Source organism: Cellulomonas endophytica, assembly GCF_004123805.1.
Classification (GTDB): Bacteria; Actinomycetota; Actinomycetes; order Actinomycetales; family Cellulomonadaceae; genus Cellulomonas; species Cellulomonas endophytica.
This window is the reverse complement of sequence record NZ_RWJX01000017.1, coordinates 37,940-62,248: the sequence shown is the minus strand read 5'-3', so window position 1 is coordinate 62,248 and position 24,309 is coordinate 37,940. Positions and strand designations below refer to the sequence as shown.

The window sequence follows — 24,309 nt, the reverse complement described above, 5'->3', positions numbered from 1 at the left end:
GACGCGACCGTCAGGGCGTGTCGTCCGGCACGCCGAGCCAGGCGTGCCAGCCCGTGTGCAGCACGAGCCACGCCATGAGCCCGTAGCCCGCCTGCCCGGGCACGCCGTGGTGGGCGGCGAGGTCGGACAGCCACTGCTCGTGCGCGGCGAGCGGCCCGTACGTGTCGACGTAGGGCACGCGTCGCCGCGTCGCCACGTCGGCCCAGGCGGCGGACAGGTCCTGGATGCGCGGGCCGTCCGCGGGCGCCCCGGGCGGCGGCCCGACGACGAACGTGGGCAGGTGGCGCTGCTCGGCCACGTCGAGCACGTTGGCGAGGTTCAGGCGGCTGCGCGCCAGCGACAGGCCGGAGGTGAGGTCGGCCCGGCCCAGCGCCACGACGAGGCGGTTGTCCGCGTCGGGCGCGAGCCGGCGGACGGTCTCGTCCTCCCACCGGGCGCCGAGCGCGCTGCTCGTCTCGCCGGGGACCGCGAGCGTGAGGACGGTGAGCGGGTCGGCGGTGAGGGTGCGCGCGGCGACGCGCCCGACCCAGCCCAGGGCCCGGGGGTCGCCCACCCCCGCGGCCAGCTCGTCGCCCACCACCACGACCCGCAGCGGCGTCTCGCCCACGGTGCTCCTCCTCGTCCGCGGTGCCCGGCGGTCCGGCCGGCCGCCGGCGCCCGGGCACCCGCGCCAGTCTCGCAGGGCGGGCGGCCGTGCCCGGTGCGCACACGCGGACGGCCCGCCCCCAGGTGGGGACGGGCCGTGCCGTGCGGCGCCGCGGGGCGGTGGTCCCGGCCCCGCCGGGCGTCAGCGGTCGAACGCCTGCGCGACGAGCTCCTCCTGCTGGGCGTGGTGCTTCTTCGCCGAGCCGGTCGAGGGCGAGGCCGACTCGGGCCGCGAGACCACCCGGACGGCCTTCTCGAGCATCTGCGGCAGGTGCATGGAGACGTAGCTCCACGGGCCCTGGTTGCGCGGCTCGTCCTGCACCCAGACGAGCTCGGCGCCGTCGAAGGGTGCGAGCGCGCGCCGGGCGCCGTCGGCGTCGAGCGGGTAGAGCTGCTCGAACCGCAGGATCGCCGTGCGCTCGTCCTTGCGCCGGTCGCGCTCGGCCACGAGGTCCCAGTAGACCTTGCCCGAGCACAGCAGCACGCGGTCGACGGCCTCGGGCCGCGAGGCGGCCCGGTCGTCGCCGATGACGGGGCGGAACGTGCCCGTGGTGAACTCCGCGACCGGCGAGGCCGCGGCGCGCAGGCGCAGCATGGACTTCGGCGTGAAGACCACCAGCGGGCGGCGCGGCCGGTCGTAGGCCTGCCGGCGCAGCAGGTGGAAGTACGACGCGGGCGTCGACGGCTGCGCCAGCGTCATGTTCTCCTGCGCCGCCATCTGCAGGAACCGCTCGATGCGCGCCGAGGAGTGGTCCGGGCCCTGGCCCTCGTAGCCGTGGGGGAGCAGCAGCACGACGCTCGAGCGCTGCGCCCACTTCTGCTCCGAGGCGCTGATGAACTCGTCGATGATCGTCTGCGCGCCGTTGACGAAGTCGCCGAACTGCGCCTCCCACAGCACGAGCGCCTCGGGACGCTCCACGGAGTAGCCGTACTCGAAGCCGAGCGCGGCGAACTCCGAGAGGGAGGAGTCGTAGACGAAGAACTTCGCCTGGTCCTGCGACAGGTACAGCAGCGGCGTCCACTCCGCGCCCGTCTCGCGGTCGTGCAGCACCGCGTGGCGCTGCACGAAGGTGCCGCGGCGGGAGTCCTGCCCCGCCAGCCGCACGGGCGTGCCCTCGAGGAGCAGCGACCCGAACGCGAGCAGCTCGCCGAAGCCCCAGTCGATGCCGCCCTCGCGGGACATCTGCTCCCGCTTGGACAGCAGCTGCGCGAGCTTCGGGTGGACCGTGAAGCCCTCCGGCGGCCGCGTGTGCGCCGTGCCGATGCGCTCGAGGACGGCCTCGGGGACGGCGGTCCGCCACCCGACCATGACGCCGGCGTCCTCGCGCTGGGACTCCGGGCGCTCCAGGCCGGCGACGCGGTCGTCGTCGGGGGCGGCCCGGGGCGTCCAGCCGTCCTCGCGCGTCTCGGTGAAGACCCGCTCGAGCTGCTGCTGGTAGTCCCGCAGCGCCGCCTCGGCCTCCTCCATCGTGATGTCGCCGCGCGCGACGAGGGCCTCCGTGTACAGCTTGCGCACGGACCGCTTGGCCTCGATGAGGTTGTACATGAGCGGCTGCGTCATCGAGGGGTCGTCGCCCTCGTTGTGGCCGCGGCGGCGGTAGCAGACCATGTCGACGATGACGTCGCGGTCGAACTGCTCGCGGTACTCGAACGCGAGCTCGGCCACCCGCACGCACGCCTCCGGGTCGTCCCCGTTGACGTGGAAGATCGGGATCTGCAGGCCCTTGGCCATGTCGGTGGCGTACTGGCCCGAGCGCGACGACGAGGGGCCGGTGGTGAAGCCGACCTGGTTGTTGATGATGACGTGGACCGTGCCGCCGGTGCGGTAGCCGCGCAGCTGGGCGAGGTTGAGGGTCTCGAAGACCACGCCCTGCCCCGCGAACGCCGCGTCGCCGTGGATGAGCAGCGGCAGGACGGAGTAGCCGTCGCCGCCGAGGTCGATCTTGTCCTGCTTGGCGCGGACGATGCCCTCGAGCACCGGGTCCACCGCCTCCAGGTGCGAGGGGTTGGCCGCGAGGTACACGGCCGTCGTGGCGCCGGACTCGGCGGTGAAGACGCCCTCCGTGCCGAGGTGGTACTTGACGTCGCCCGAGCCCTGCACCGTGCGCGGGTCCTGGTTGCCCTCGAACTCGCTGAAGATCTGGGCGTAGGACTTGCCGGCGATGTTCGCCAGGACGTTGAGCCGCCCGCGGTGCGCCATGCCGATGGCCACCTCGTCGAGGCCGTTGTCCGCGGCCTTCGACAGGATCGCGTCGAGCAGGGGGATGACGGACTCGCCGCCCTCGAGGGAGAACCGCTTCTGCCCGACGTACTTCGTCTGGAGGAACGTCTCGAAGGCCTCCGCCGCGTTGAGCCGGCGCAGGATGCGCAGCTGGTCCTCGCGGGGGGTGCGGGCGTAGCCGGACTCCAGGCGCTCCTGCAGCCAGCGGCGCTGGCGCGGGTCCTGCAGGTGCATGTACTCGATGCCGATCGTGCGGCAGTACGAGTCGCGCAGCAGGGAGAGCACCTGGCGCAGCGTGTTGCGGGGCTTGCCGGTGAACCCGCCGGTGGGGAAGATCCGGTCGAGGTCCCACAGCGTCAGGCCGTGGCTCTGGATGTCCAGGTCCGGGTGGCGCCGCTGGCGGTAGGCCAGGGGGTCCGTGTCCGCCATGAGGTGGCCGCGCGAGCGGTAGGAGTGCACGAGCTCGCCGATGCGCGCCGGCTTGACGGCCTCCGCGTCCGGGTCGGTCGGCGCGTCGCGGACCCACCGCACGGGCTCGTAGGGCACCCGCAGGCTCGCGAAGACGCGGTCGTAGAAGCCGTCCTCGCCGAGCAGCTTCGTCGACAGGATCCGCAGGAAGTCGCCGGACTGTGCGCCCTGGATGATCCGGTGGTCGTAGGTCGAGGTGATCGTGAGGACCTTCGACACGCCCATCTGGGAGAGGCGGTCCTCGGACGTGCCCGCGAACTCGGCGGGGTAGTCCATGGCGCCGACGCCGATGATGGTGCCCTGGCCCTGCATCAGCCGGGGCACGGAGTGGACCGTGCCGATGGTGCCCGGGTTCGTCAGCGAGATCGTCGTGCCCTGGAAGTCCTCGACGGTCAGCTTGTTGCCCCGGGCGCGGCGCACCACGTCCTCGTAGGCCGCCCAGAACTGGGCGAAGTCGAGGGTGTCGGCCTTCTTGATGGACGGCACGAGGAGCTGGCGGGTGCCGTCGGGCTTGGCGAGGTCGATCGCGAGGCCGAGGTTGACGTGCGCGGGCGTCAGGACGCCGGGCTTGCCGTCGACGAGGGTGTAGGCCGCGTTCATCGCCGGCAGGTCCGCGAGGGCCTCCACCAGCGCGAAGCCGATGAGGTGCGTGAAGGAGATCTTGCCGCCTCGCCCGCGGGCGAGGTGGTTGTTCACGACGATGCGGTTGTCGACCATGAGCTTGGCCGGCACCGCGCGCACGGAGGTGGCCGTCGGGACCTCGAGGGACGACTCCATGTTCGTCACCACGCGCGCCGCCGGGCCGCGCAGCTTCTGCACGTCGTCCGTCGTCTCCGGCGCCACCGTCGGCGACTGCAGCCGGGCGGCCTCCGCGTAGGGCGCGGTCGTCGGCTGGGCGGTCGCCACGGGCGAGGGCGTCTCGACGTCGGCCGGGTGCGGGCCGGCCGGCGGGGTCGCCGTCGGCGTCACGGGGGGCGCCGCCGCGGCCTTGCGCTCGGCGACGGCGGGGGAGGGGGCCGACGGCTCGGCCGGCGCCACGGGCTTGCGCGGCGCGGTCGCCGCGGGCACCGGCATGGGGTCGCTCGCGCTCGTCGTCCGCGGCCGCCGCTCGCCGCCCGACGACGTGCCGTTCGACGCCGCACCGGTCGCCGCGGGTGACGGGGCCGGAGACGGAGACGGGGCCGGAGTCGGGGCAGGGGTCGCGGCCGGGGTCGTGGCGGGGGCCGGTGGGGCGCCCGTCGTCGCCGGGCCGTCCCCGGCCGCGCCGTCACCACCGGCCTCGCCGGGCCGGTACCCCTCGAAGAACTCCCACCACGAGGGGTCGACCGCGTTGCGGTCCTGCTGGTACTGCTCGTACAGCTCGTCCACGAGCCACTCGTTCGCACCGAAGTCGGCGCGGTTGGAGGATGACTCGGCGTTCTGCGTCACGCTGGGCTCGCCCACTTCCGCCTGCGGTTCCGGCATCGTCGTCGTCGGCCGGGTTCTCGACCCCCCAACCCTACGTCGGACGGGGGACGCGGGCGCGGCCCCGCCCGGGCGCGGCCCCGGTGTGGTGCGCACCACCGGGAGCACCGGTCAAGCGCAGGCCACCGGCGGGGCCGTCGCAGGTCATCGGCACCCCATGCGCCTCGGGGCCGATCCCGGGGCTGCGCCAGGGGCTCCGCGACGGGGAGAGGGGGCACCTACGCCGTGACGGGGCGCTGCGGCAGCCGCACACGCATGGTGCAGCCCGTGGGGGTGTCGGCGACCTCGATCTGCCCCCCGTGCAGCTGCACCGCCCAGCGCACGATCGCCAGCCCGAGGCCGGTGCCGCCCGTCGAGTGCTGGCCCGTCACCGCGGGGACGTTGCCGCGGACGAACCGCTCGAACACCTTCTGGCGCTGGTCCGGCGCGATCCCGGGCCCCTGGTCGACCACCTCCAGCCAGACCTCGCCGCCGGCGCGGGTGGCGTGCAGCGCGACGGGCCGGCCCGTCGGGGAGTGGCGCACGGCGTTCTGCAGGAGGTTGGCGACGACCTGGTGCAGCCGCGCCTCGTCGGCCCGCACCACGAGGTCCTCGGGCTCGACCCGCACGGGGAAGCTCAGGTGCTTCCAGGGGGCGACGAGCGCCGCCTCGCCGGCGGCCTCGTCGAGCATCCGGCGCAGCGGCACGTCGTCGAGGTCGAGCGCGACGGCCCCGGCCTCGAGCCGCGAGAGGTCCAGCAGCGTGGAGACCAGGTGCGTGAGGCGCTCCGTCTGGGCCAGGGCCGTGGCCAGGGTGGCCCGGTCGGGCTCCTCCACGCCGTCGACGACGTTCTCGAGCTGGGCTCGCAGGGCCGCCACGGGCGTGCGCAGCTCGTGCGAGACGTTGGCGACGAGCTCGCGGCGCTGCAGGTCCGCCTGCTCGAGGTCGGCGGCCATCGTGTTGAAGGCGTCGGCGAGCTGGCCCACCTCGTCGCGGCTCGTGGCCCGCACCCGCTGGGAGTAGTCCCCGGACGCCATGGCGCGCGCCGCTGCGGTCATCTCCCGCAGCGGGGAGGTCATGCCGCGCGCGAGGAGCTGCGTCACGACGAGGGAGACGAGGACCGCCACCGGCAGGGTCCGCGTGGGGCCGAGCGCGAAGTGCAGACCCGCCCAGGTGAGGAAGGCGGCGAGGGACACCGTCGCGGCGACGAGCACCCCGAGCTTGATCTTCAGCGAGCTCAGCCGGTCCAGCGGCCGCACGTCCAGCCGCTGCACCCGCGCCGCGGCGCCGGCGGCCCCCGGGCCCGGCGCGACGCGGCCGGGCACGGGGCGCGGCAGCCGGCCCGGCGTGCGCCCGTGCCGCGGGACGCTCACCCCGCGGCCGACCCGTCGGGCTCCGCGGGTTCCGCGGGCTCTGCGGGCTCGAACGCGTACCCCACGCCGTGGACCGTGCGCACGAGGTCGGGACCGAGCTTGCGGCGCAGCGCCTTCACGTGGGAGTCGACGGTGCGGGTGCCGCTCGCGTCGACCCAGTCCCACACCTGCTCCAGGAGGCGCTCGCGGGTGAGGACGGTGCGCGGGGTCGAGGCCAGCGCCACGAGCAGGTCGAACTCCGTGGGCGTGAGGTGCACCTCCTCCCCGTGGCGCACCACGCGCCGCTGCGCGCGGTCCACCGTGACGTCGCCGACGACGAGGGGGGCCTCGGGCGCGGCCTGCACCGCCACGGCCGCCGCGGCCCGCGCCCGCTCCGAGCGCCGGACGAGCGCCTTGAGCCGGGCGACGAGCTCGCGCATGGAGAAGGGCTTCGTCATGTAGTCGTCCGCGCCGACGCCGAGCCCGACGAGCATGTCCGTCTCGTCGTCGCGCGCGGTGAGCATGAGCACGGGCACGGGCTGCTCCGCCTGGATGCGGCGGCACACCTCGAGCCCGTCGATGCCCGGGAGCATGACGTCGAGCACGACGGCGTCGGGCCGCATCCGGGAGGCGGCGGGCACCGCCGCGAGCCCGTCCCCGACGGTCTCGACCGTCCAGCCCTCCGCCGCCAGGCGCCGGGCGATCGCCTGGGCGATGGCGGGCTCGTCCTCGACGACGAGCACGCGGGGCGAGGTGCCGGAGCCCGCCGGCGTCACGGTGGCCATGGGGCCCAGGGTGCCATGCCGCGCGCCCGCCGTGGCCGTGCCGGTCCGGGCACCCGGCCCTATGATCGCGTCCACCATGAGCGGCTCAAGTCCCAGCCGGCGTGCGCGCGCGACCCCCCTCGCCCGCCCCCTCCGCCGGCCCCCCGCCCCCCGGCAGCACCCTGCCGACCCACGCCCCCGCGCCGCGGGCGCCGACCCCCGCCGGCCGGCCCCGTGCTAGGCGACTGGGGCCTGGTCCTCCTCGGCGTCCTGCTCACGGCGGGCACCGCGGTGTTCGTGGCCGCGGAGTTCTCGCTCGTGACCCTCGACGCGGACCTCGTCGAGCGGCAGGCCGCCCCCGGGGACCGCCGCACGGGCCGTGTCGTGCGGGCGCTGCGCCGCCTGTCGACGGAGCTGTCCGGCGCCCAGGTCGGCATCACGATGACGACGATCCTGCTCGGCTACACGACGCAGCCCGCCGTCGCCCGCCTGCTGCGCCTGCCCCTGGAGGGCTCGCCGCTGGGCCCCGCCGTGGGCGGCGTCGTGGCCGGCGTGCTCACCGTGGTGCTCGTCAACGGGTTCTCCATGCTCTTCGGCGAGCTCGTGCCCAAGAACTTCGCCATCTCGCGGCCGCTCGGCACCGCCCAGGCCGTCGTGCCGGCGCAGAGCGGGTTCACCACGGCGCTCCGGCCGGTCATCGCCGCGCTGAACGGCACGGCGGAGCGGATCCTGCGGCGCTTCGGCGTCGAGCCCCGCGAGGAGCTCTCCGGCGGGCGCTCGCCGCAGGAGCTGGCGGCCCTCGTCCGGCGCTCCGCCGAGCACGGCACGCTCGAGCAGTCGACCGCCACGCTGCTGACGAACTCCATCGACTTCGAGGAGCTCACCGCCGTGGACGTCATGACGGACCGGATGCGCATGCGGACCGTGCGGCGCGACGAGACGGCCGTGGACGTCATGCGGCTGGCGGCCCGCAGCGGGCACTCGCGCTTCCCCGTCATCGGGGACTCCTCCGACGACGTGGTGGGCCTGGTGCACCTGCGCCGCGCCATCGCCGTGCCGCACGACCGGCGGGGCGAGGTGCCGGCGGGCGCGCTCATGGTCGAGGCGCCGCGGGTGCCGGAGACGGTCCGCCTGGGGCCCCTCCTCGTCGAGCTGCGCGACCACGGCCTCCAGATGGCGGTCGTCGTCGACGAGTACGGCGGCACCTCCGGCGTCGTGACGCTCGAGGACGTCGTCGAGGAGCTCGTCGGCGAGGTGGCCGACGAGCACGACCCGCGCCAGGTCTCCGTGCTGCGCGGCCCGGACGGCTCCTGGCTGCTGCCGGGGACCACGCGCCCCGACGAGCTCGAGGAGATGACGCACCTGAGCGTCCCCGAGGACGGCCCCTACGAGACCCTCGGCGGCCTCGTCATGCACACCCTGGGCCGGATCCCGGCGGTGGGCGACGAGGTGCGCGCCGACGACGTGCTCGTGCGCGTCGAGCGGATGGACGGCCGGCGGGTCGAGCGGGTGCGGGTCGCGCCGGACCTCCGGGGTGCCGACCACGGGGGCCCCGGGGCCGGCGACGGCGAGCGGGAGGGGGCGCGGTGAGCGCCGGGCCCGCCCTGCTGCTGGCGGTGCTGCTGCTCGCGGGCAACGCCTTCTTCGTCGCCGCCGAGTTCTCCATCATCTCCGCCCGGCGCAGCGCCATCGAGCCCCTGGCCGACGCCGGCGACCGGCGCGCCGCCACCGTCGTGTGGGCCATGGAGCACGTCTCGCTCATGCTCGCGTGCGCCCAGCTCGGCATCACCGTCTGCTCGACGAGCCTCGGCGTGGTGGCCGAGCCGGCCATCGCGCACCTCATCGAGGACCCGCTGCACGCGGTCGGCGTCAGCACCGCGCTCGCGCACCCCATCGCGTTCGTCGTCGCGCTGCTCCTCGTCGTGTACCTGCACGTGGTCCTCGGCGAGATGGTGCCGAAGAACCTCGCGGTCGCCGGCCCGGACCGGGCGGTCCTGGTCTTCGGCCCGCCGCTCGTGTGGATCGGGCGGGTCGTGCGCCCCGTCATCGGCGCGCTCAACTGGCTCGCGAACCACGCCCTGCGGGCCGTCGGCGTCGAGCCGAAGGACGAGGTCTCCTCGGCGTACACGGCGCAGGAGGTGCAGAGCATCGTCGAGCGCTCGCAGGCCGAGGGCCTCCTCGAGGACTCCCAGGGACTGCTCGCGGGGGCGCTGGAGTTCTCCGAGCGGACGGCGCGGGACGTCATGGTGCCCGTGGCGCAGCTCGTGTGCCTGCCCCCGACCGGGACGCCGGACGACCTCGAGCACCTCGTGGCACGGACGGGCTTCTCCCGCTTCCCCGTGCTCGGGCCCGACGGGACGCCGTCGGGCTACCTGCACGTGAAGGACGTGCTCTACGCCGACGGGGCCACGCGGGACGCGCCCGTCCCGACGTGGCGGTGGCGGACGCTGGCCGTCGTCGCCCCCGACGACGAGGTGGAGGCCGCGCTCGCGGCGATGCAGCGCTCCGGCACGCACCTCGCGCGCGTCGTCGAGCCGGCCGTGCCCGGGGCCACCGGGTCCGCGGACGGCGACGCGGGCGACGCGGTCGGCGACGCGGTCGGCCCGGTGCGCACGGTGGGCGTCGTGTTCCTGGAGGACATCCTCGAGGAGCTCGTCGGCGAGGTGCGGGACGCGATGCAGCGGGGCCGGCTGCGCTGACCCGGACCGCCCCCGCCGTCCCGTCCGGGGCGCCGCGGGGACGGCCGGAGGCCTCGCACGTCGTGGCGCGGTCGGCACGGCGGCGGCCCGAGACCTTGGTCACACAGGTCGGGCCCGCAGGCGTGGTCGCCCCTGGTCGCGGCGGCCCGGCCGGTCCACAGGTCGGGGCAGGGGGTTGGACGGGCGGCATCCGGCCGTTATGGTTTCGTGATCGCCCGCTGGTGACGGTTCACCCGTGCTCGCGAGCGCCCCTCACACCACCGCACGCGCGGCTCCGCTGCCGCGCGCGCTGACGGGCGCCGTGTCACGGGGCCCGGGACCCGCGGTCGCGCCAGGTCACGCAGTCGAGGCGGCCGCCCCCCGGGGCCGGTCGCGTGCCGGAGGTGTCGTGCAGGAGCCCGTGCAGTCGAGAGGCGCCGCCGTGGCGACCCGCCGCGCCCGCCGTGAGGCGGAGCGTGCGCTGGCCCGCCGCACCGCGTCGACCGACCCGGACGACGCCGCCCCCGGCGTCCTGCCCACCCCGCACGGCTCGCCGCTGTCGGCGCCGGTCCCCGTCGTCGGCCGCACCACGCCCCCGCGGCCGGCCGCGGCCCCGGTCCCCGCCGCCGTGCCGGCCGAGGCCGTGACCGTCCCGGTCCTCACGCGCCGCCAGCTGCGCGAGCAGGCGATGCGCGAGCGCGCCGCGGCCGCCTCGCGCTCCGCGCTCCTCGACGGTGCCGCGGACGCCCTCGTCGCGAGCGGCGCCGCCGCACCCCGGACGCCGGCGCCCGCCACGCCCGTCCTCACCCCGCCGGTGCTCCCGGGCACCCCGGCCGCGGGCCGGCCGGTGCGCACCGTCGTGACGAGCACGGGGCACGACGGCGACACGCTCACGCTGCGCCGGGTCGACACCCGCACGCGCCGCTCCGTGGCCGAGGCCACCCCCTCGCGCCGGGCCCGTCGCACGGCCGCCGCCCCGGCCCGCCCGGCGCGCCGCACGGCCACCCGCGTCGGCGCCCTGGCGGCCCTCGTCGTCGCCGCGGTCGCGGTCCCGGTCGTCCAGGGGCTGACCGGCGAGGAGGCCGCGAGCCCCGCCGTCGCGGCCGTCGGGCCGCACCTGCCCTCCACGGTCACCGCGCTCGCCCCCACCGCGAGCGGCACGGGCCTGCCGGCCTCGCTGGCCTCGACCACCGTCGAGCGGGCCCTGGCCTCCGCCAGCCGCGCCGAGGTCCGCGGCCCCCTGCCCGACTGCACCGGCATCGTCGTGAACACGGGCGCCGCGAACGGCCGGCTCCCGCTGTCCGACCTGTGCACCCTGTGGGACGGCACGACCGAGATCCGCGCCGACGCGGCCGTGGCCGCCGCCGAGCTCAACCAGGCCTTCCGTGCCCGCTTCGGCGAGGACCTGTGCCTGTCCTCGGGCTACCGCACCTACGCCCAGCAGGTTGCCGTGAAGGCGACCCGCGGCGGGCTGGCGGCCGCCCCCGGCAAGAGCAACCACGGCTGGGGCCTGGCGATCGACCTCTGCTCGGGGGAGACCACGGGAGCGCGCTGGACCTGGATGAACGCCAACGCCGGGACGTACGGGTGGGAGAACCCCGACTGGGCGCAGCCCGGCGGCTCCGGCCCGTACGAGCGCTGGCACTGGGAGTACCTGCCCGGTGTCATGGCCGACGGCGAGTACTACGGCAGCTGACGCCGGGTCCTGACCCCCGGGCCGGCGGCCCTCTCGGGCCCGCCGGAACAGCGCGGCCGGCCGGGGCGTTCGCAGGGCCGTGAGCGAGATCCTGCACGTGGACGTCTGGTCCGACGTCGTCTGCCCCTGGTGCCCCATCGGGAAGCGACGGCTCGAGGAGGGCCGCCGGCGCTTCGCCGCGGACCACCCGGGCGTCGAGGTCGTCGTCCGGTACCACTCCTTCCTCCTGTCGCCCGAGGCGCGCGACGGCGTCGAGACCTCGCCGGCGGAGCACCTGGCGGCGGTGAAGGGGGTCCCGCGGGCGCAGGCCGAGGCGATGAACGCCCAGATCACCGACCTCGCGGCTGCCGAGGGGCTGGCCTACGACCTGCCGCACGCCCGCCACACGAGCACCCTGCGGGCCCACGAGCTGCTGCACCTGGCCGCGGCGGAGGGGCACGGCGACGCCATGGTCGAGCGCCTCTTCCGCGCGTACTTCTCGGAGGGTCGCGGCATCGGGACCGTCGAGGACCTCGTGGCGCTCGCCGCGGAGGTGGGCCTGGACGCCGACGCCGTGCGCGCCGCGCTGACGCAGCGGCGGTTCGCCGACGCGGTGCAGGCCGACCTCGCCCAGGCGCAGGCCTTCGGGATCACCGGGGTGCCCTTCGCGGTCGTCGACGGCCGGTACGGCGTCTCCGGGGCCCAGGACCCGGCGGTGTTCGCCGGCGCGCTCGCCCGGGCGGTGGAGGACCGCACACCGGCGGTCGCGCCGTGACGTCCCCCGCGGGGCCCGGGACCACCGGCCGGACCGCGGTCGCGACCGAGGTGACGAGCGGGGCCGGGAGCGAGGCCGGGACCGCCGTCGCGACCGGGGGAGCGGCCGTGGGCGGGCCCCTCGTCGGGACTCCGGGTCCGGCGCCGTTCGTGCTGCTCGGGGACGCGGCCGCGGGCGTGTGCGAGGACGGCCTCTGCGCCGTGCCGGGGACCCCGCCGGCCTGACGTCCGGGCGTCCGGGACGGGGGACGACGAAGGGCCCGGCGCGCGGGGTGCGCGCCGGGCCCTCGTGCGTCCTGCGTCGTCGGTCAGAGGAGCTGCAGGCCCCAGACGGCCTCGTGCGTGGCGCCGGGCGCGAGCTCGACGAGGAGGTCGCGCGTGCGGAAGGCGTCGGCGATGCAGGTCATGGGCTCGACGGCGACGCCGCGGCGCTCCACGCGGGGGATGCCGTCGCCGGTGCAGACCTGCCAGGCCTCGAAGGTCGCGTCGGCCCAGAGGGCGGCGGTCCGGCCGTCGCCGCGCGTGAACCGGGCCCAGGTGCGGCCGTCGGCCTCGCGCACGGGCGCGACCCAGGCGTCGTCGAGCGAGACGCCGCGCAGGGGCACGGGGGCGCGCAGGTCGAACCCGCCCGCCACGGGCTCGGTGCCGGTGGGCAGCAGGCGCTCGTCGACGGTGACGTGCTGCGCCGCACCGATCTGGAGCGTGCAGTCGTCGACCGCGCCGTCGCCGGGGGAGAGCCACGGGTGGAAGCCCAGGCCGTAGGGCGCGGTGGCGGTGCCGGGGTTGGTCGCGCGCGTGGTGACGCGCAGGCCGTCGTCGTCGAGGGCGTAGGTGACCTCGACGCGCAGGGGCCAGGGGTAGCCGTCGGTGGGGACGAGGTCGTGCGCGAGCGTCACGGAGGAACCGTCGGCCTCGACGAGGTCGAAGCGCACCTTCGCGACGAGGCCGTGCAGCGCCACGCCGCGCGGCGGCTCGCTCAGCCCGAGCTGCAGCTCGTCCCCGTCCCAGGTGTAGACGCCGTCGCGCAGGCGGTTGGGCCAGGGGGCGAGGACGGCGCCGGAGAAGGCGGGGGGCAGCTCGTCCTCGGCGAAGGGGAGGACGACGTCCCGGCCGTCGACCGTGTACAGGCGCAGGGAGGCGCCGACCTCGGTGACGACGGCGGCGTGGGTGCCGTGGGCGATCGCGTGCTGGGCACCGGAGGGGAGGGGCGTGTTCACGTCCCCACGCTAGCGCCCGGGGCGCGCCCGACGGGCCCGGGACGAGCCCGGGACGAGCCCCGACGAGCCCCGACGAGCCCCGACGAGTCCCGTCAGGCGCGGGCGGCGTCCCCGACCGGGGTGAAGGCCTGCCACGCCGCGCCGACCGTGTCCATGACGGTCTTCACGGCGGGGGAGCGGCGGATGGCGGGGTGCAGCGCGACGAGGCCGGCCAGGCGCTCGGGCACCGCCTTCACCGCGTCGGGCCCGGTGAGGTCGAGGTTGTCCAGCGCCCACAGCATGTCGTGCAGCCGGTGGAGGAAGAGGCCGCGCACGCCGGGCGGCAGGTCGTGGGCGTCGCGGACCGCGTCCATGGCCTCCGCGAGGGACCGGCGCAGCTCGTCGATCTCCGCGGCGGGCGGCACGATGCCCTCGCTCTCCTCGACGGCGAGGAAGTCGGCCACGACCCCCAGCGTCGCCAGGGAGCCGGCGTCGATGAGGGCGTCGGAGGGGCTGCCCCAGCCGCGCTCGCGGCTGAGCACCGCCTCGCGCCAGCGCGGCGCGTACTGCAGGTACATCGCGCGCATGTTGCTGCCGTCGGACCGCGCGATCATCCGGTCCAGGTCGTCGAGCAGCCGGGCCGCCGCCGCGACCCGTCCCGGGACCGCGGACGCCTCGACGCCGAGCGCCGCCGCCCACGCGCCGGTGATGGAGACGGTGCTGCTCCCGGCGGCCTGGAGCCGCGTGAGGAGCGCGTGCAGCCGCGCCGCGGGGTTGTCGAGAGCCACGGGCGCCAGGGTACTGGCCCGCACCGCCGCCGCCGGGCAGTGCCACCGGGGCGGGGCCGTGGCGGCACCCGGGGCGGGCGGGGCCGTCCGGGTGCTGGTGCCCGCCGCCCGGGTGCCGTCGGCGGGCCGAACGGGTGAGCGGCCTGTGGACGACGGTCCCGCGGCCTCGCGCCGCCCTACCGTTCCGGGCAGAACGGACGCACCGGACCCACCGGACGGAGCGGACGCACCGGGTCGAGCGGACGCAGGGGAGGGGTCGCGTGCAGCGCGAGGGGATCGCCGTGCTCGAGGGCGAGGTGCGCGAGCTCGTGCGCCGGCGCGGCCTCGACCCGGCCGCGGACCGCCGCGGGGTGGCCGCGCTCGTCGACAGCGCGCTGGCCGCCTACGACGAGCGCGCGGTGCTCGGCGCCGTCCCCGCGCTCGCCGACGCGGACGCCGCCCGCCGCCACGTGCTCGACGCCGTCGCGGGGTTCGGCCCCCTGCAGCGCTACCTCGACGACCCGACGGTCGAGGAGATCTGGATCAACAGCCCCTCCCAGGTGTTCGTCGCCCGCGACGGGGAGTCCGAGCTCACCACGACGGTCCTCACCGACGGCCAGGTGCGCGACCTGGTCGAGCGGATGCTCGCCTCGTCCGGCCGGCGGCTCGACCTGTCCAGCCCCTTCGTCGACGCGACCCTGCCCGGCGGCGAGCGCCTGCACGCGGTCATCCCCGACGTCACGCGCCGGCACTGGAGCGTCAACGTGCGCAAGCACGTCGTGCGCGCCCGCGGGCTGGAGGACCTCGTCGCGCTCGGCCTCATGCCGCCCCGCGTCGCGGCGTTCCTCGGGGCGTCCGTGCGCGCGGGCCTCAACGTCCTCGTCGCCGGCGCGACCCAGGCCGGCAAGACCACGCTGCTCAACGCGCTGGCCGGAGCGGTGCCCGAGCGCGAGCGGATCGTCTCGTGCGAGGAGGTCTTCGAGCTGCGGCTGCAGGCGCGCGACTGGGTGGCGATGCAGACGCGCCCGCCGAACCTCGAGGGCGTCGGCGAGGTGCCGCTGCGCCGGCTGGTGAAGGAGGCGCTGCGGATGCGGCCCGACCGGCTCGTCGTCGGCGAGGTGCGCGAGGCCGAGGCGCTGGACCTGCTCATCGCCCTCAACGCCGGGCTGCCCGCCATGTGCACGCTGCACGCCGGGTCGGCGCGCGAGGCGCTGACCAAGCTGTGCACCCTGCCGCTGCTGGCGGGGGAGAACGTGTCCCACCGGTTCGTCGTGCCCACCGTCGCCACGGCCGTCGACCTCGTCGTGCACCTCGCCAAGGACGGGCGCGGCCGGCGCCGGGTGCGCGAGGTCGTCGCCGTGCCGGGGCGGGTGGAGGACGGCGTCGTCGAGACGGCGGACGTCTTCACCACGCGCGGCGGCGAGCTCGTGCGGGCCGACGGCTACCCGCCCCACGCCGAGCGCTACGCCCTGGCCGGCGTCGACCTCGCGGCGCTGCTGCGCGGGCGGGGGTGACGGGGTGGGCGTGGTGACGGGTCTGCTCCTGGGGGCCGGGCTGGCCTGCCTGTGGTGGGCGTGCTGGAGCACGCCCCCGCGACCGGCCCGCGCCGACGGGCCCGGCGCGCGGCTGCGCGACAGCCTCGTCCAGGCCGGGCTGCCCGGCGTGCCGTTGCACCGGCTCGCCCTGCTCGGCCTCGGCGCGGGCGCGGTGGCGGGCCTCCTGGTCCTGGCCCTCGTGCGGATCCCGGCCGCGGCGGCGTGCGCCGCCGCCTTCGCCGCGGCGGGCCCGCTGCTCGTCGTCCAGGGGCGTGCGCGCCGCCGACGCGCGCGCCTGCGGCACCTGTGGCCGGAGGTCGTCGACCACCTCGCCTCCGCCGTCCGGGCCGGGCTCTCCCTGCCCGAGGCCCTGGCGCAGGTGGGCGAGCGCGGCCCGCTCGAGCTGCGCGCGCCCTTCGTCGCCTTCGCGGAGGACCACCGGGCCACCGGGCGCTTCGGGGACTGCCTCGACGCCCTCAAGGCGCGGCTGGCCGACCCGGTCGCCGACCGGCTCGTCGAGGCGCTGCGCCTCACGCGCGAGGTCGGCGGCACGGACCTCGGCCGCCTGCTGCGCACCCTCTCGAGCTTCCTGCGCGAGGACCTGCGCACGCGGGGCGAGCTCGAGGCCCGGCAGTCCTGGACCGTGCACGCCGCCCGCCTGGCCGTCGCCGCCCCCTGGCTCGTCCTCGTGCTCCTGTCCTCGCGGCCGCAGGCGGCCGAGGCGTTCGCGACGCCGGCCGGTGCCGTGGTCCTCGCGGTCGGCGCCGGGGTCTCCGCGGTCGCCTACGCCCTCATGGCCCGCCTCGCGCGGCTGCCCGACGACCCGCGGGTGCTGCGGTGAGCGCCGTCGGGGCGCTCGGGGCCCTCGCCGGGCTGGGCGTGGGTCTGGGCACGGCGCTGCTGGTGCCCGTCCTCGTGCCGCGCCGGGTCACGCTCGAGGAGCGGGTGGCGCCCTACCTGCGCACCCGCGGCACGGTCCCCGCGCACCACGGCCTCCCGGGCCCGGCGGGGACGGTGCTGGGCCCGCTCCTGGGCCCGCTCCTGGGCCCGTTCTCAGGCACCGTCCTGGGCCGCCTGCTCGCGCCGCCGGTGGCCGAGGCCGCGCGCCTCGTCGGCCGGCTCGGGCAGCCCACGGCCGAGCTGGAGCGACGGCTCGTCCGGGCGGGGCGGCCGGGCACGGCCGAGGGGTTCCGCGCGGGGCAGGTCGTGGGCGGGGCGGTCGGCGCCGCGGCGGGTCTCGCGCTCGCCCTCCTCGCGGCCGCGACGCGTGGGGCCCCGCCGGTCGCGGGCCTCGGGCTCGTGGTCGTGGCGGCGCTGGCGGGGGCCTCGCCCCCGACGTGGCCCTCGGTCGCGCCGTGCGGCGCCGGGAGCAGCGGCTCCTGCTGGAGCTGCCACCCGTCGCGGAGCTCATGGCCCTCGCCGTCGGCGCCGGGGAGGGGGCCGTCGGCGCCCTCGAGCGCGTCGTGCGCAGCACCCGCGGGGTGCTCGCCGAGGAGCTGGGCCGCACGCTCGCCGACACCCGCGCCGGTGCGCCGCTGGGCGTCGCTCTCGACGCGCTGGCCGACCGCACCGGGGTCGCCGCCCTCACGCGCTTCGCCGAGGCCGTGTCCGTCGCCGTCGAGCGCGGCACCCCGCTGGCGGACGTGCTGCGGGCGCAGGCGCAGGACGTCCGCGAGGAGGCCCGGCGTGCGCTGCTCGAGACGGGCGGGCGCAAGGAGGTCCAGATGATGGTGCCCGTCGTCTTCCTGCTGCTGCCCATCACCGTCCTCTTCGCGGTGTTCCCCAGCGCCGTGGTGCTGCGGGTGGGCCTGTGAGCGCCCCCGCCCGTGCCCCCGGCCCCCGGCGCGCCGTCGGCCGCGACGCCCCCGTCGGCCCGGTCCCCGGCCGTGCCGTCCTCACCCGTCCCACCGCTGTCCCGTCCCACCCCCTCCCGGAGGTCCCCGATGTCCCGCTCCACCGTCCGGCACCTGCCGGCGCTGCCCCTGCCCGACGCCGCCGCGCGCCGGGCCGCCGACCGCACCACCGCCTCGGGCGCGGTCCTGCTGCACGGGCCCTCGGTGGCCACGCTGCCCCGCCGGTCGCGACGCGCGGTGTCCGGGGAGATGGCCCGGGAGGCGGCCGACGCGTCCCTGCGCTCCCTGCTGCGGCTGGGGGCGGCGCTGCGGGAGGACCGGGGCGACGTGCCGGGCTGGGTGCTCGTCACGCTGATGACGGCCGGCCTGGTGACGGCGCTGTGGCTCGTCGCGGCGCCCGCGCTGCAGGGCGTCTTCTCCTCGGCGATCGCGGGCGTCACCGGGCCCTGACGGGCCCGGCTGCCGGCGACCAGGGGTCGGCGGCGGTCGAGTTCGTCCTGGTCGGGGCGCTGGTGACGGTGCTCGTCGTCGCCGTGCTCCAGCTCGCGCTGGCGCTCCACGTGCGGACGACGCTCGTCGACGCCGCCGCCGAGGGTGCGCGCTACGCCGCCGCCGGGCGCACCGCCGCCGAGGGTGCCGAGCGCACGCGGGCGCTGGTGCGGGCGGCGCTGACGCCGGCGTACGCCGACGACGTCTCCGTCGCCCGGACGACCGTGGGCGGGCTCGACGTCGTCGAGGTCACGGTGCGCGCGCCGCTGCCGGTGGTCGGGCTGCTCGGCCCGTCCGCGACCGTCGAGGTCGCCGCGCACGCGCTGGCGGAGGGGCCGTGAGCGCCCTGCCGCGCCATGGCCTCGGAGCAGGGCGTGCGCCGGTGCGGGCGGCGCTGCGTGCGCGGTGGGCGGCGGCCCGCGCGTCGGGGGTCGGGGCGGGGGGCACCGGCGAGGCCGGCAGCGCCGTCGTCGAGTTCCTCGGGGTGGCGCTCCTGCTGCTCGTGCCGCTCGTCTACCTCGTGCTCGTCCTGGCGCAGCTGCAGGCGGCGGGGTTCGCCGTCGAGGGTGCCGCCCGGGACGCCGCGCGCGCCTACGCCGTCGCGGAGGACCCCGCGGCCGGTGCCGGACGGGCCGTCGCCGCCGTGGGCCTGGCGCTCGCGGACCAGGGCGTGCCGGCCGACCCGGCCCGGGCCCTCACCCTGGGCTGCTCCGGGGCGGACTGCCTCGCCGCGGGCAGCACGGTGACCGCCACCGTCCGGGTCGCCGTGCCGCTGCCGTTCGTCCCGGCCGTCGTCCGCGACGTCGTGCCGGTGGAGGTCCCGGTCAGCGCGACGCGCACCGCGGCGGTCGACCGCTTCCGGGGCGCGCCGTGAGGGCGGCGCTCGCCCGACGGCTGCGGGCCGGCGGCGGACCCGACGAGGGGCGCATCACGCTCCTCGCGCTCGGCTTCACGCTCGTCGCGGCGGCGCTCGTCCTCGTCGTGGTCGCCGCCTCCTCCGTGCACCTGGAGCGCAAGCGCCTGCTCGCGCTCGCGGACCTCGTCGCGCTCGACGCCGCGGACGCGCTCGCCGCGGACGCCTACTACGCCGGCGGGCTGCCGGACGACGGGCTCCCCCTGTCCGACGCCGGCGTGCGCGCCGAGGTCGACGCCGCGCTCGACGCCGCCCTCGTCGCCGGGCCGGAGGGCGCCGGCGGCGCGGGGCCGGTGGCCGTCCTCGCCGCCCGCACGCTCGGGGGCGGTGCCGTGGAGGTGCGGCTGGCGGCGGTCGTCGCCGTGCCGTTCGTCGGGGGCGTGCTCGCCCCGTGGACCGACGGCGTCCCCGTCCAGGCCCGCTCTGTGGCCCGCACCTCCTGACCGCCGCGGGGCGCCGCAGCTCGTGCCCGCCCTGAGAGGGCCCGCGCGTCGACGGAGGGCCCGGTTGCGCCCTCCCGCGCCTCGTCGTCCGATGGAGGCGACGACGCGAACGCGACGACGAGAGGGGACCGGCGTGGCCACGGAGGACCTGCAGGACAAGACCGTCGACGAGCTGCGCGACCTGGCGAAGGAGCGTGACGTCACCGGACGGTCGGGGATGCGCAAGGACGAGCTCGTCGAGGCCGTCGCCGACGCCGGGGGTGACCGCGCGGGCGACCCGGCCGGCGCGCCCGCGACGGACGACGTCGACGAGAGCCGCGACCACAGCGGCGGCGCCGGCCCCGACGGCGGCCACGTCCGCACCGGCCCGGACACCTCGCAGTCGCTGAAGTACTCGCAGGAGATCGCCTCCACGGACGACGAGCCCGAGCGGCAGGGGCGCAGCCTCGTGACGACGAACCACGACGTCATCCGGCGGTGGGCCGAGGAGCGCGACGGCGTGCCAGCCACGGTCGAGGGCACGGAGCACGACGACCACCTCGGCGTGCTGCGCCTGGACTTCGGCGGTGACAGCGACGCCCTGGTGCACGTGAGCTGGGACGAGTGGTTCGCCACCTTCGACGCCCGCCGCCTGAACTTCATCTACCAGGAGGAGAAGAAGGACGGCTCGACCAGCGCCTTCTTCCGCCTGGAGAGCCCCGACCGCGAGGACGGCTGAGCCCGGGGCGGCGAGCGCCTCCCGGTGCCCGCCGCCCCTCCGCCCCGGCACCCGTGCGGTCCGGCCACCGCCACCGCCGCCGCCACCGTCAGCGCCAGAGCTCCGCGAGGGGCCCGACGAGGCGCGTGCCGACGGCGTACCCCGCACGGGCCGCCTCCGGGCGCAGCGACAGGTCCATGGCGCTCGCGCCGAAGAGGTGCTCCGACGACGCGTCGGGGACCACCGTCGCGACGCGGCTCCCGCCCGCCCGCAGCTCCTCGACCTGTGCGGCGAGGTCCTGGCGCCACGCCGGCGGGGTGAGGGACCGGCCCCCGAACGGGGCCAGCACCACCACCCGCTCGTACCCGGCGGCGAGGTCGGCGTTCTCGCCGCGCCGGTAGCCGCCGTCGAGGTACGGCACGCCCGCGACGTGGTGGGGCAGGCCGCTCGCGCAGCTGGCCGCGACCGCGTCGACGAGGTCGACGCCGCTGCGGCGGTCCAGCAGGACGGGCTCCGCCGTCCGGGCGTCCAGCGCCGTGAGCAGCACGGTGCGCACGGGCCAGCGCGGGTCGGGCAGCCGTGCGGCGACGGCCGCGCGCCACCGCTGCGAGAACAGGCCGTCCGACGCGGCATCGGCCTCGAGCGCCGCCGCGGCCACCCGGCGGCGCAGGTCCGGGACGCCCGTGGCCGACGCGATGAGGTCGCGCATCCGGCGCAGGTGGTCCTCGGCCGCCCGGACGCGCCCGGCGTCGGAGGCAGGGCCGGGCCCGCGGCCAGGGGCAGGACCGTCCTCCGGGCGGTGCCCACGGTGCGGACCGCCCGAGCCGTCGGTTCCGTCGGGACGGTCGGGACCGTGGGAACGGTCGGGACCGTCCGGGGTGGGCGGCCGTCCGGGGACGGGCGCGAGCGCGGTGGCCAGGAGCGTCGCGGGGGTCGCGCCCCCGAGCTGGGCGGCAGCGGTGGCCCCGGCGGACGTCCCGACGGTGAGGTCGGCGTCCGTGACGTCGAGACCGGCGTCCGACAGGCCCGCGACGACGCCGAGGAGCCAGGCGTTGCCCGTCGACCCGCCGCCCCCGAGGACGAGGGCGCGTCGGCCGCCGGAGGGGCGGCGGTGCGTGGCGTCGACGCCATCCTGCTCGACCGGGTCGTCCGTCGGGTGCGACTCCGGACCGCGGTACCCGCTGCGGGGACGACCGCGCCCGGGGCCGGCGTCGGACCGGGAGGAGGGGGCTGACGTGGGGGTGGACGTGGAGGTGGACGAGGGAGCTGAGGAGTGCACGGGAACGGCCTTCCGCCGAGGGGCGGGCGCTCCCGAGGGTCAGGTCGCGGGCGGGGCCGCGTGCCGGGGAGCACCCGGGAGGGGCTGCACGAGCACGGGTCTCACCTCCCTCGGCCGGTCGACGACTGCTGCTCGGAGGCTAGGGCGTGGCGGTGCGCGGTCGCCACAGGTTTACTAGACCCGCGGGCCGACGTCGCCACGGCGGACGACGGACGTCCCGACGACGTCCGCCGCCGGCCCGTGCCGTCGCCCCGGACCGTCCCGGGCCGCTCGTCGACCGGCCGCGCGCCCGTCGGCATCTCCGGCGGCTCGTCGGGCCCCTCGTCGCGCCGCTCGTCGCGCCGCTCGTCGCGCCCCTCGTCGCGCCCCTCGTCCGTCGTCGCCCCGCCCTCGACGAACAGCACGTCGAACGCGTCGACGTCCCGCCGCGGCAGGGTCGTCGGCGCCTCGAGGTGGACGGCCCCGCTCGGCACGATCCCCGCGCCCCCGAAGCGCTCGAGCACGCGCCACTGCACCGCGACGTCCTCCCCGGAGTGGTGCTCGGGCAGGCGGTCCCAGAAGTCGAACCCCCCGCAGGCGAGCAGCGCGTCGCGGTCGTAGAGGACGCACGCCCCGACCCACGCGACCCGGTAGGGGAGCCACCCGTCCTCGGGGACCTCGAGCCCCGCGGCCAGGTGCGCGAGGTTGGCGGCGTTGTGCAGGCGCCACCGCTCGAAGGCCGGTGTCCCGCGCCGGACGCGCTCGGGCCGGACCTCGCCCTCCCACCGCTCGAACGCCACCCGCTCGTGGGGGCGGTCGTCGTCGAGGAACGACAGTCCCTGCACGGCGGACCCGACGAAGCCGCACCGCAGGGTGCGCAGCGCGTCGTGCAGCCGGGCCAGGCTGCCGGGCTCGAGCCACACGTCGTCGTCGAGCAGGAGCACGGCGGGGGCGGTGGCCTGCGCCAGGAGGAACGCCCGGTGCTCGGCCAGACCCCGGCGCGGCAGGTGGCGCAGGAGCTCGACGGGCCGGCCCTGCGCGCGCAGCACCCGCACCATGGCCTGGACCGCCGGGTCGGCGGGCCCGGCGCCGTCGTCGGACTGGTCGGAGACCACGACGCGGAAGGGTGGGTCGTCCTGCGCGGCCAGCCCGGCCAGCGTGACGGCGAGCGCCGGCGGCCGTCCGACGGTGGGCACGAGGACGTCGACGAGCGGCGCGACGGGCGCCCCCGGCCGGGCCCAGTCGCCCGACCAGCGCCGGGAGCGGGTGGCGGCGGGCCGGGTCCCGCGGCCGGCGGCGGTCACCGCGACCTCGGGGTCGGTCCGGCCGCGTCACCCCCGCGGTCGCCCCGCGTCGCCGGTGCCGTCGCGCGCGGTTCACCGGCCGTGGCGCCTGCCGCCGCCCGGCCCGCGGGGACGTCCGCGACGATGCTCCCGCCGCCGGACCCCGGCGCACCGGGGGCGGCGGGGCCACCCGCTACCCCGGCGGGGCGGGCGGTGGGCACGGTGCCGCCGACCTCGCGGATGCGCTCGACCATGAGGGTCGTCGAGCGGTCCGCCACGTAGTCGAGCATCCGCAGCTCGCCGCCGTACGCCCGCACCACGCCGGCCTCGGCGAGCATCTCCGGCGTGTAGTCCCCGCCCTTGGCATAGACGTCGGGGCGGATCTCCTCGAGCAGCGGGATGGGCGTGTCCGTGTCGAACACGGTGACGTAGTCCACGCACGCCAGGGCCGCCAGCACGGCGGCGCGGTCCTCGGCGGGGTTGATGGGCCGTCCGGGGCCCTTGAGCCGGGCGACGGAGTCGTCGCCGTTCACCGCCACCACGAGCACGTCGCCCAGCCGGGCCGCCTGCTCCAGCGAGGTCGTGTGCCCGCGGTGCAGCACGTCGAAGCAGCCGTTGGTGAAGACGATGCGGCGCCCCTGCGCCCGCTCGTCGGCGAGCCGGGCCACGAGCTCGTGCGCCGGCAGCGCCCCGCGCCGCCGCTGCCAGCGGTCGAGGAGCTGCTCCGCCGTGCACACGGACGTCCCGGGACGGTGCACGACGACGTCCGCGGCGGCCTGCGCCAGGTCGGCCGCGACGGCCAGCGGCAGCCCCGCGGCGCGGGCGAGCGTGAGCGCCGCGACGAACGTGTCGCCGGCGCCCGACGCCTGCGCCTCCGACGCCGGTTCCGCGTAGGTGCGGTGCGGCGGGTGGCCGGGCTCGAGCGTGACGGTGCCGGCGACGTCGAGCGTCACGACGGCCGCCGCCGCGCCGCTGGCCGCCAGGAGCGCCGCGCCGGCACGGACGACCTCGTCGACGCGGTCCCCGCCGGGGTCCGCCGGGCCGCCCGCGGGCCGCTCCACCTGATCGCCCGTGCCCGCGTCCCCCAGCGGCACGCCGAGCAGGAGCTCCGCCTCGGCGGCGTTCGGCGTCACCACGTCGGGGCGCAGGTCGGCCCACGGCGCGAGGTCGTGGGCGTCGACGGCGACCGTCCGCACCCCCGGCCGTGCCACCTCCAGCGCCGCCCGCACGGGCCCGGTGAGCATCCCGGCGCCGTAGTCGCACACGAGCAGCGCGTCGGCGCCGGCGAGCGCGGGCCCGACGCGTGCGGCCACGGCCTCGAGCGCCGCCGCCGGCCACGGCTCCTCGCGCACCTCGTCGATCCGGACGAGCACCTGGTCGCCCGCGACCACCCGCTTCTTGGCCGGCGTGATCGGGCCGTCGACGACGACGCCGGTGACGTCGACGCCCGCCGCCCTGAGCAGCGCCAGGAGCTCGCGGCCGTCGGGGTCGTCGCCCACCACGCCGACGAGGCGCACCCGGGCGCCGAGGGCCGCGAGGTTCGCGGCGGTGTTGGCGGCCTGGCCGGGGGCGTGCGTGCGGCGGGTCACCTCCACGACGGGCGCGGGCGCCTCGCGGCTGATGCGCTGGGCGCGGCCGGTCCACCAGCCGTCGAGGGCGAGGTCGCCGACGACGGTCACGTGCGGCGCGACGCCGAGGACCTCCTGCACGAGCTCGGGTGTGATCGGCGAGCCGGGCACGGGCAGACCTCCGGTGTCGTCGGCGAGCGCGTCGGTCCGGGTCCGTCCGACGCGGGGACGGGGCGGGTCCGACGGGGTGCGGACCTCCTGGACCGCCACGCGCGGGCGCGCGTGCG

General features: G+C 77.5%; 22 protein-coding genes. 13 read left to right on the top strand and 9 right to left on the bottom strand.

Annotation, left to right across the window (positions count from 1 at the left end; translation table 11 throughout):
* Positions 1-10: 10 nt before the first annotated feature.
* The 4 genes from EJA20_RS07410 to EJA20_RS07395 all read right to left on the bottom strand — a co-directional run bounded on the left by EJA20_RS07410 (position 11) and on the right by EJA20_RS07395 (position 6,914).
* A complete protein-coding gene (locus tag EJA20_RS07410; RefSeq protein ID WP_129337514.1) occupies positions 11-607 on the bottom strand; it encodes a GDSL-type esterase/lipase family protein in 597 nt (198 codons plus the stop codon).
* 180 nt (positions 608-787) lie between these two features.
* Complete coding sequence (locus EJA20_RS07405; protein WP_129337513.1) at positions 788-4,798, bottom strand: multifunctional oxoglutarate decarboxylase/oxoglutarate dehydrogenase thiamine pyrophosphate-binding subunit/dihydrolipoyllysine-residue succinyltransferase subunit; 4,011 nt, start codon at positions 4,796-4,798, stop codon at positions 788-790.
* A 218-nt stretch (positions 4,799-5,016) separates the two neighbouring features.
* Positions 5,017-6,150: a sensor histidine kinase gene (locus tag EJA20_RS07400; protein WP_420836411.1), complete on the bottom strand. Its 1,134-nt coding sequence runs from the start codon at positions 6,148-6,150 to the stop codon at positions 5,017-5,019.
* Entirely contained in the window at positions 6,147-6,914 is a 768-nt protein-coding gene (locus EJA20_RS07395; RefSeq protein WP_129337512.1) for a response regulator transcription factor, read from the bottom strand. Before EJA20_RS07395 ends, EJA20_RS07400 begins: the two co-directional genes overlap by 4 nt.
* Before the next feature lie 213 nt (positions 6,915-7,127).
* On the opposite strand from EJA20_RS07395, the gene EJA20_RS07390 reads away from it, so the two are divergent.
* From EJA20_RS07390 to EJA20_RS18625, 5 genes are all read left to right on the top strand, one after another.
* Complete coding sequence (locus tag EJA20_RS07390) at positions 7,128-8,483, top strand: hemolysin family protein (protein WP_205687408.1); 1,356 nt, start codon at positions 7,128-7,130, stop codon at positions 8,481-8,483.
* Positions 8,480-9,592: a hemolysin family protein gene (locus EJA20_RS07385; protein WP_129337510.1), complete on the top strand. Its 1,113-nt coding sequence runs from the start codon at positions 8,480-8,482 to the stop codon at positions 9,590-9,592. Before EJA20_RS07390 ends, EJA20_RS07385 begins: the two co-directional genes overlap by 4 nt.
* A 421-nt stretch (positions 9,593-10,013) precedes the next feature.
* The gene (locus EJA20_RS07380; protein WP_129337509.1) at positions 10,014-11,267 is read left to right on the top strand and encodes a M15 family metallopeptidase; all 1,254 of its coding nucleotides are present in this window, start codon (positions 10,014-10,016) and stop codon (positions 11,265-11,267) included.
* A 79-nt stretch (positions 11,268-11,346) separates the two neighbouring features.
* Positions 11,347-12,021: a DsbA family oxidoreductase gene (locus EJA20_RS07375; protein ID WP_129337508.1), complete on the top strand. Its 675-nt coding sequence runs from the start codon at positions 11,347-11,349 to the stop codon at positions 12,019-12,021.
* Complete coding sequence (locus EJA20_RS18625) at positions 12,018-12,245, top strand: hypothetical protein (RefSeq protein ID WP_164983874.1); 228 nt, start codon at positions 12,018-12,020, stop codon at positions 12,243-12,245. Before EJA20_RS07375 ends, EJA20_RS18625 begins: the two co-directional genes overlap by 4 nt.
* Positions 12,246-12,328: 83 nt before the next feature.
* On the opposite strand, the gene EJA20_RS07370 is transcribed toward EJA20_RS18625, so the two are convergent.
* Both EJA20_RS07370 and EJA20_RS07365 read right to left on the bottom strand, forming a co-directional pair.
* Positions 12,329-13,237 (bottom strand): aldose 1-epimerase family protein, encoded by a 909-nt coding sequence (locus EJA20_RS07370; RefSeq protein WP_129337507.1) that lies wholly within the window; start codon positions 13,235-13,237, stop codon positions 12,329-12,331.
* 92 nt (positions 13,238-13,329) lie between these two features.
* Positions 13,330-14,004, bottom strand: coding sequence for a hypothetical protein (locus EJA20_RS07365; protein WP_129337506.1), 675 nt, complete (start codon positions 14,002-14,004; stop codon positions 13,330-13,332).
* 260 nt (positions 14,005-14,264) lie between these two features.
* On the opposite strand from EJA20_RS07365, the gene EJA20_RS07360 reads away from it, so the two are divergent.
* From EJA20_RS07360 to EJA20_RS07325, 8 genes are all read left to right on the top strand, one after another.
* Entirely contained in the window at positions 14,265-15,497 is a 1,233-nt protein-coding gene (locus EJA20_RS07360) for a TadA family conjugal transfer-associated ATPase (RefSeq protein WP_129337505.1), read from the top strand.
* A gap of 4 nt (positions 15,498-15,501) precedes the next feature.
* Positions 15,502-16,359 carry a type II secretion system F family protein gene (locus tag EJA20_RS07355; RefSeq protein ID WP_129337504.1) on the top strand — a complete coding sequence of 286 codons (858 nt, stop codon included), beginning with the start codon at positions 15,502-15,504 and terminating at the stop codon, positions 16,357-16,359.
* 496 nt (positions 16,360-16,855) lie between these two features.
* Positions 16,856-17,332 (top strand): type II secretion system F family protein, encoded by a 477-nt coding sequence (locus EJA20_RS19840; RefSeq protein WP_338068809.1) that lies wholly within the window; start codon positions 16,856-16,858, stop codon positions 17,330-17,332.
* Positions 17,333-17,620: 288 nt separating this feature from the next.
* The gene (locus tag EJA20_RS19430) at positions 17,621-17,821 is read left to right on the top strand and encodes a hypothetical protein (RefSeq protein ID WP_240675173.1); all 201 of its coding nucleotides are present in this window, start codon (positions 17,621-17,623) and stop codon (positions 17,819-17,821) included.
* Positions 17,818-18,201 carry a TadE/TadG family type IV pilus assembly protein gene (locus tag EJA20_RS07340; protein ID WP_129337533.1) on the top strand — a complete coding sequence of 128 codons (384 nt, stop codon included), beginning with the start codon at positions 17,818-17,820 and terminating at the stop codon, positions 18,199-18,201. Before EJA20_RS19430 ends, EJA20_RS07340 begins: the two co-directional genes overlap by 4 nt.
* Positions 18,198-18,734 (top strand): pilus assembly protein, encoded by a 537-nt coding sequence (locus tag EJA20_RS07335; RefSeq protein ID WP_338068808.1) that lies wholly within the window; start codon positions 18,198-18,200, stop codon positions 18,732-18,734. The genes EJA20_RS07340 and EJA20_RS07335 overlap by 4 nt, the downstream gene beginning before the upstream one ends.
* Complete coding sequence (locus EJA20_RS07330) at positions 18,731-19,216, top strand: pilus assembly protein TadG-related protein (RefSeq protein WP_129337502.1); 486 nt, start codon at positions 18,731-18,733, stop codon at positions 19,214-19,216. Before EJA20_RS07335 ends, EJA20_RS07330 begins: the two co-directional genes overlap by 4 nt.
* Positions 19,217-19,349: 133 nt before the next feature.
* A complete protein-coding gene (locus tag EJA20_RS07325) occupies positions 19,350-19,934 on the top strand; it encodes a Rho termination factor N-terminal domain-containing protein (RefSeq protein ID WP_240675171.1) in 585 nt (194 codons plus the stop codon).
* 88 nt (positions 19,935-20,022) lie between these two features.
* Here the strand turns inward: EJA20_RS07325 and EJA20_RS07320 are convergent, their stop codons facing one another.
* From EJA20_RS07320 to rfaE2, 3 genes are all read right to left on the bottom strand, one after another.
* Positions 20,023-21,192, bottom strand: a complete 1,170-nt coding sequence (locus tag EJA20_RS07320; RefSeq protein WP_240675170.1) for a patatin-like phospholipase family protein — start codon at positions 21,190-21,192, stop codon at positions 20,023-20,025.
* Between the two features lie 101 nt (positions 21,193-21,293).
* On the bottom strand, positions 21,294-22,475 hold the full coding sequence (locus EJA20_RS07315) for a glycosyltransferase family 2 protein (RefSeq protein ID WP_129337500.1): 1,182 nt from the start codon (positions 22,473-22,475) through the stop codon (positions 21,294-21,296).
* Positions 22,472-24,193, bottom strand: coding sequence for a D-glycero-beta-D-manno-heptose 1-phosphate adenylyltransferase (rfaE2, locus tag EJA20_RS07310; protein WP_240675168.1), 1,722 nt, complete (start codon positions 24,191-24,193; stop codon positions 22,472-22,474). The genes EJA20_RS07315 and rfaE2 overlap by 4 nt, the downstream gene beginning before the upstream one ends.
* Between the last annotated feature and the right edge of the window lie 116 nt (positions 24,194-24,309).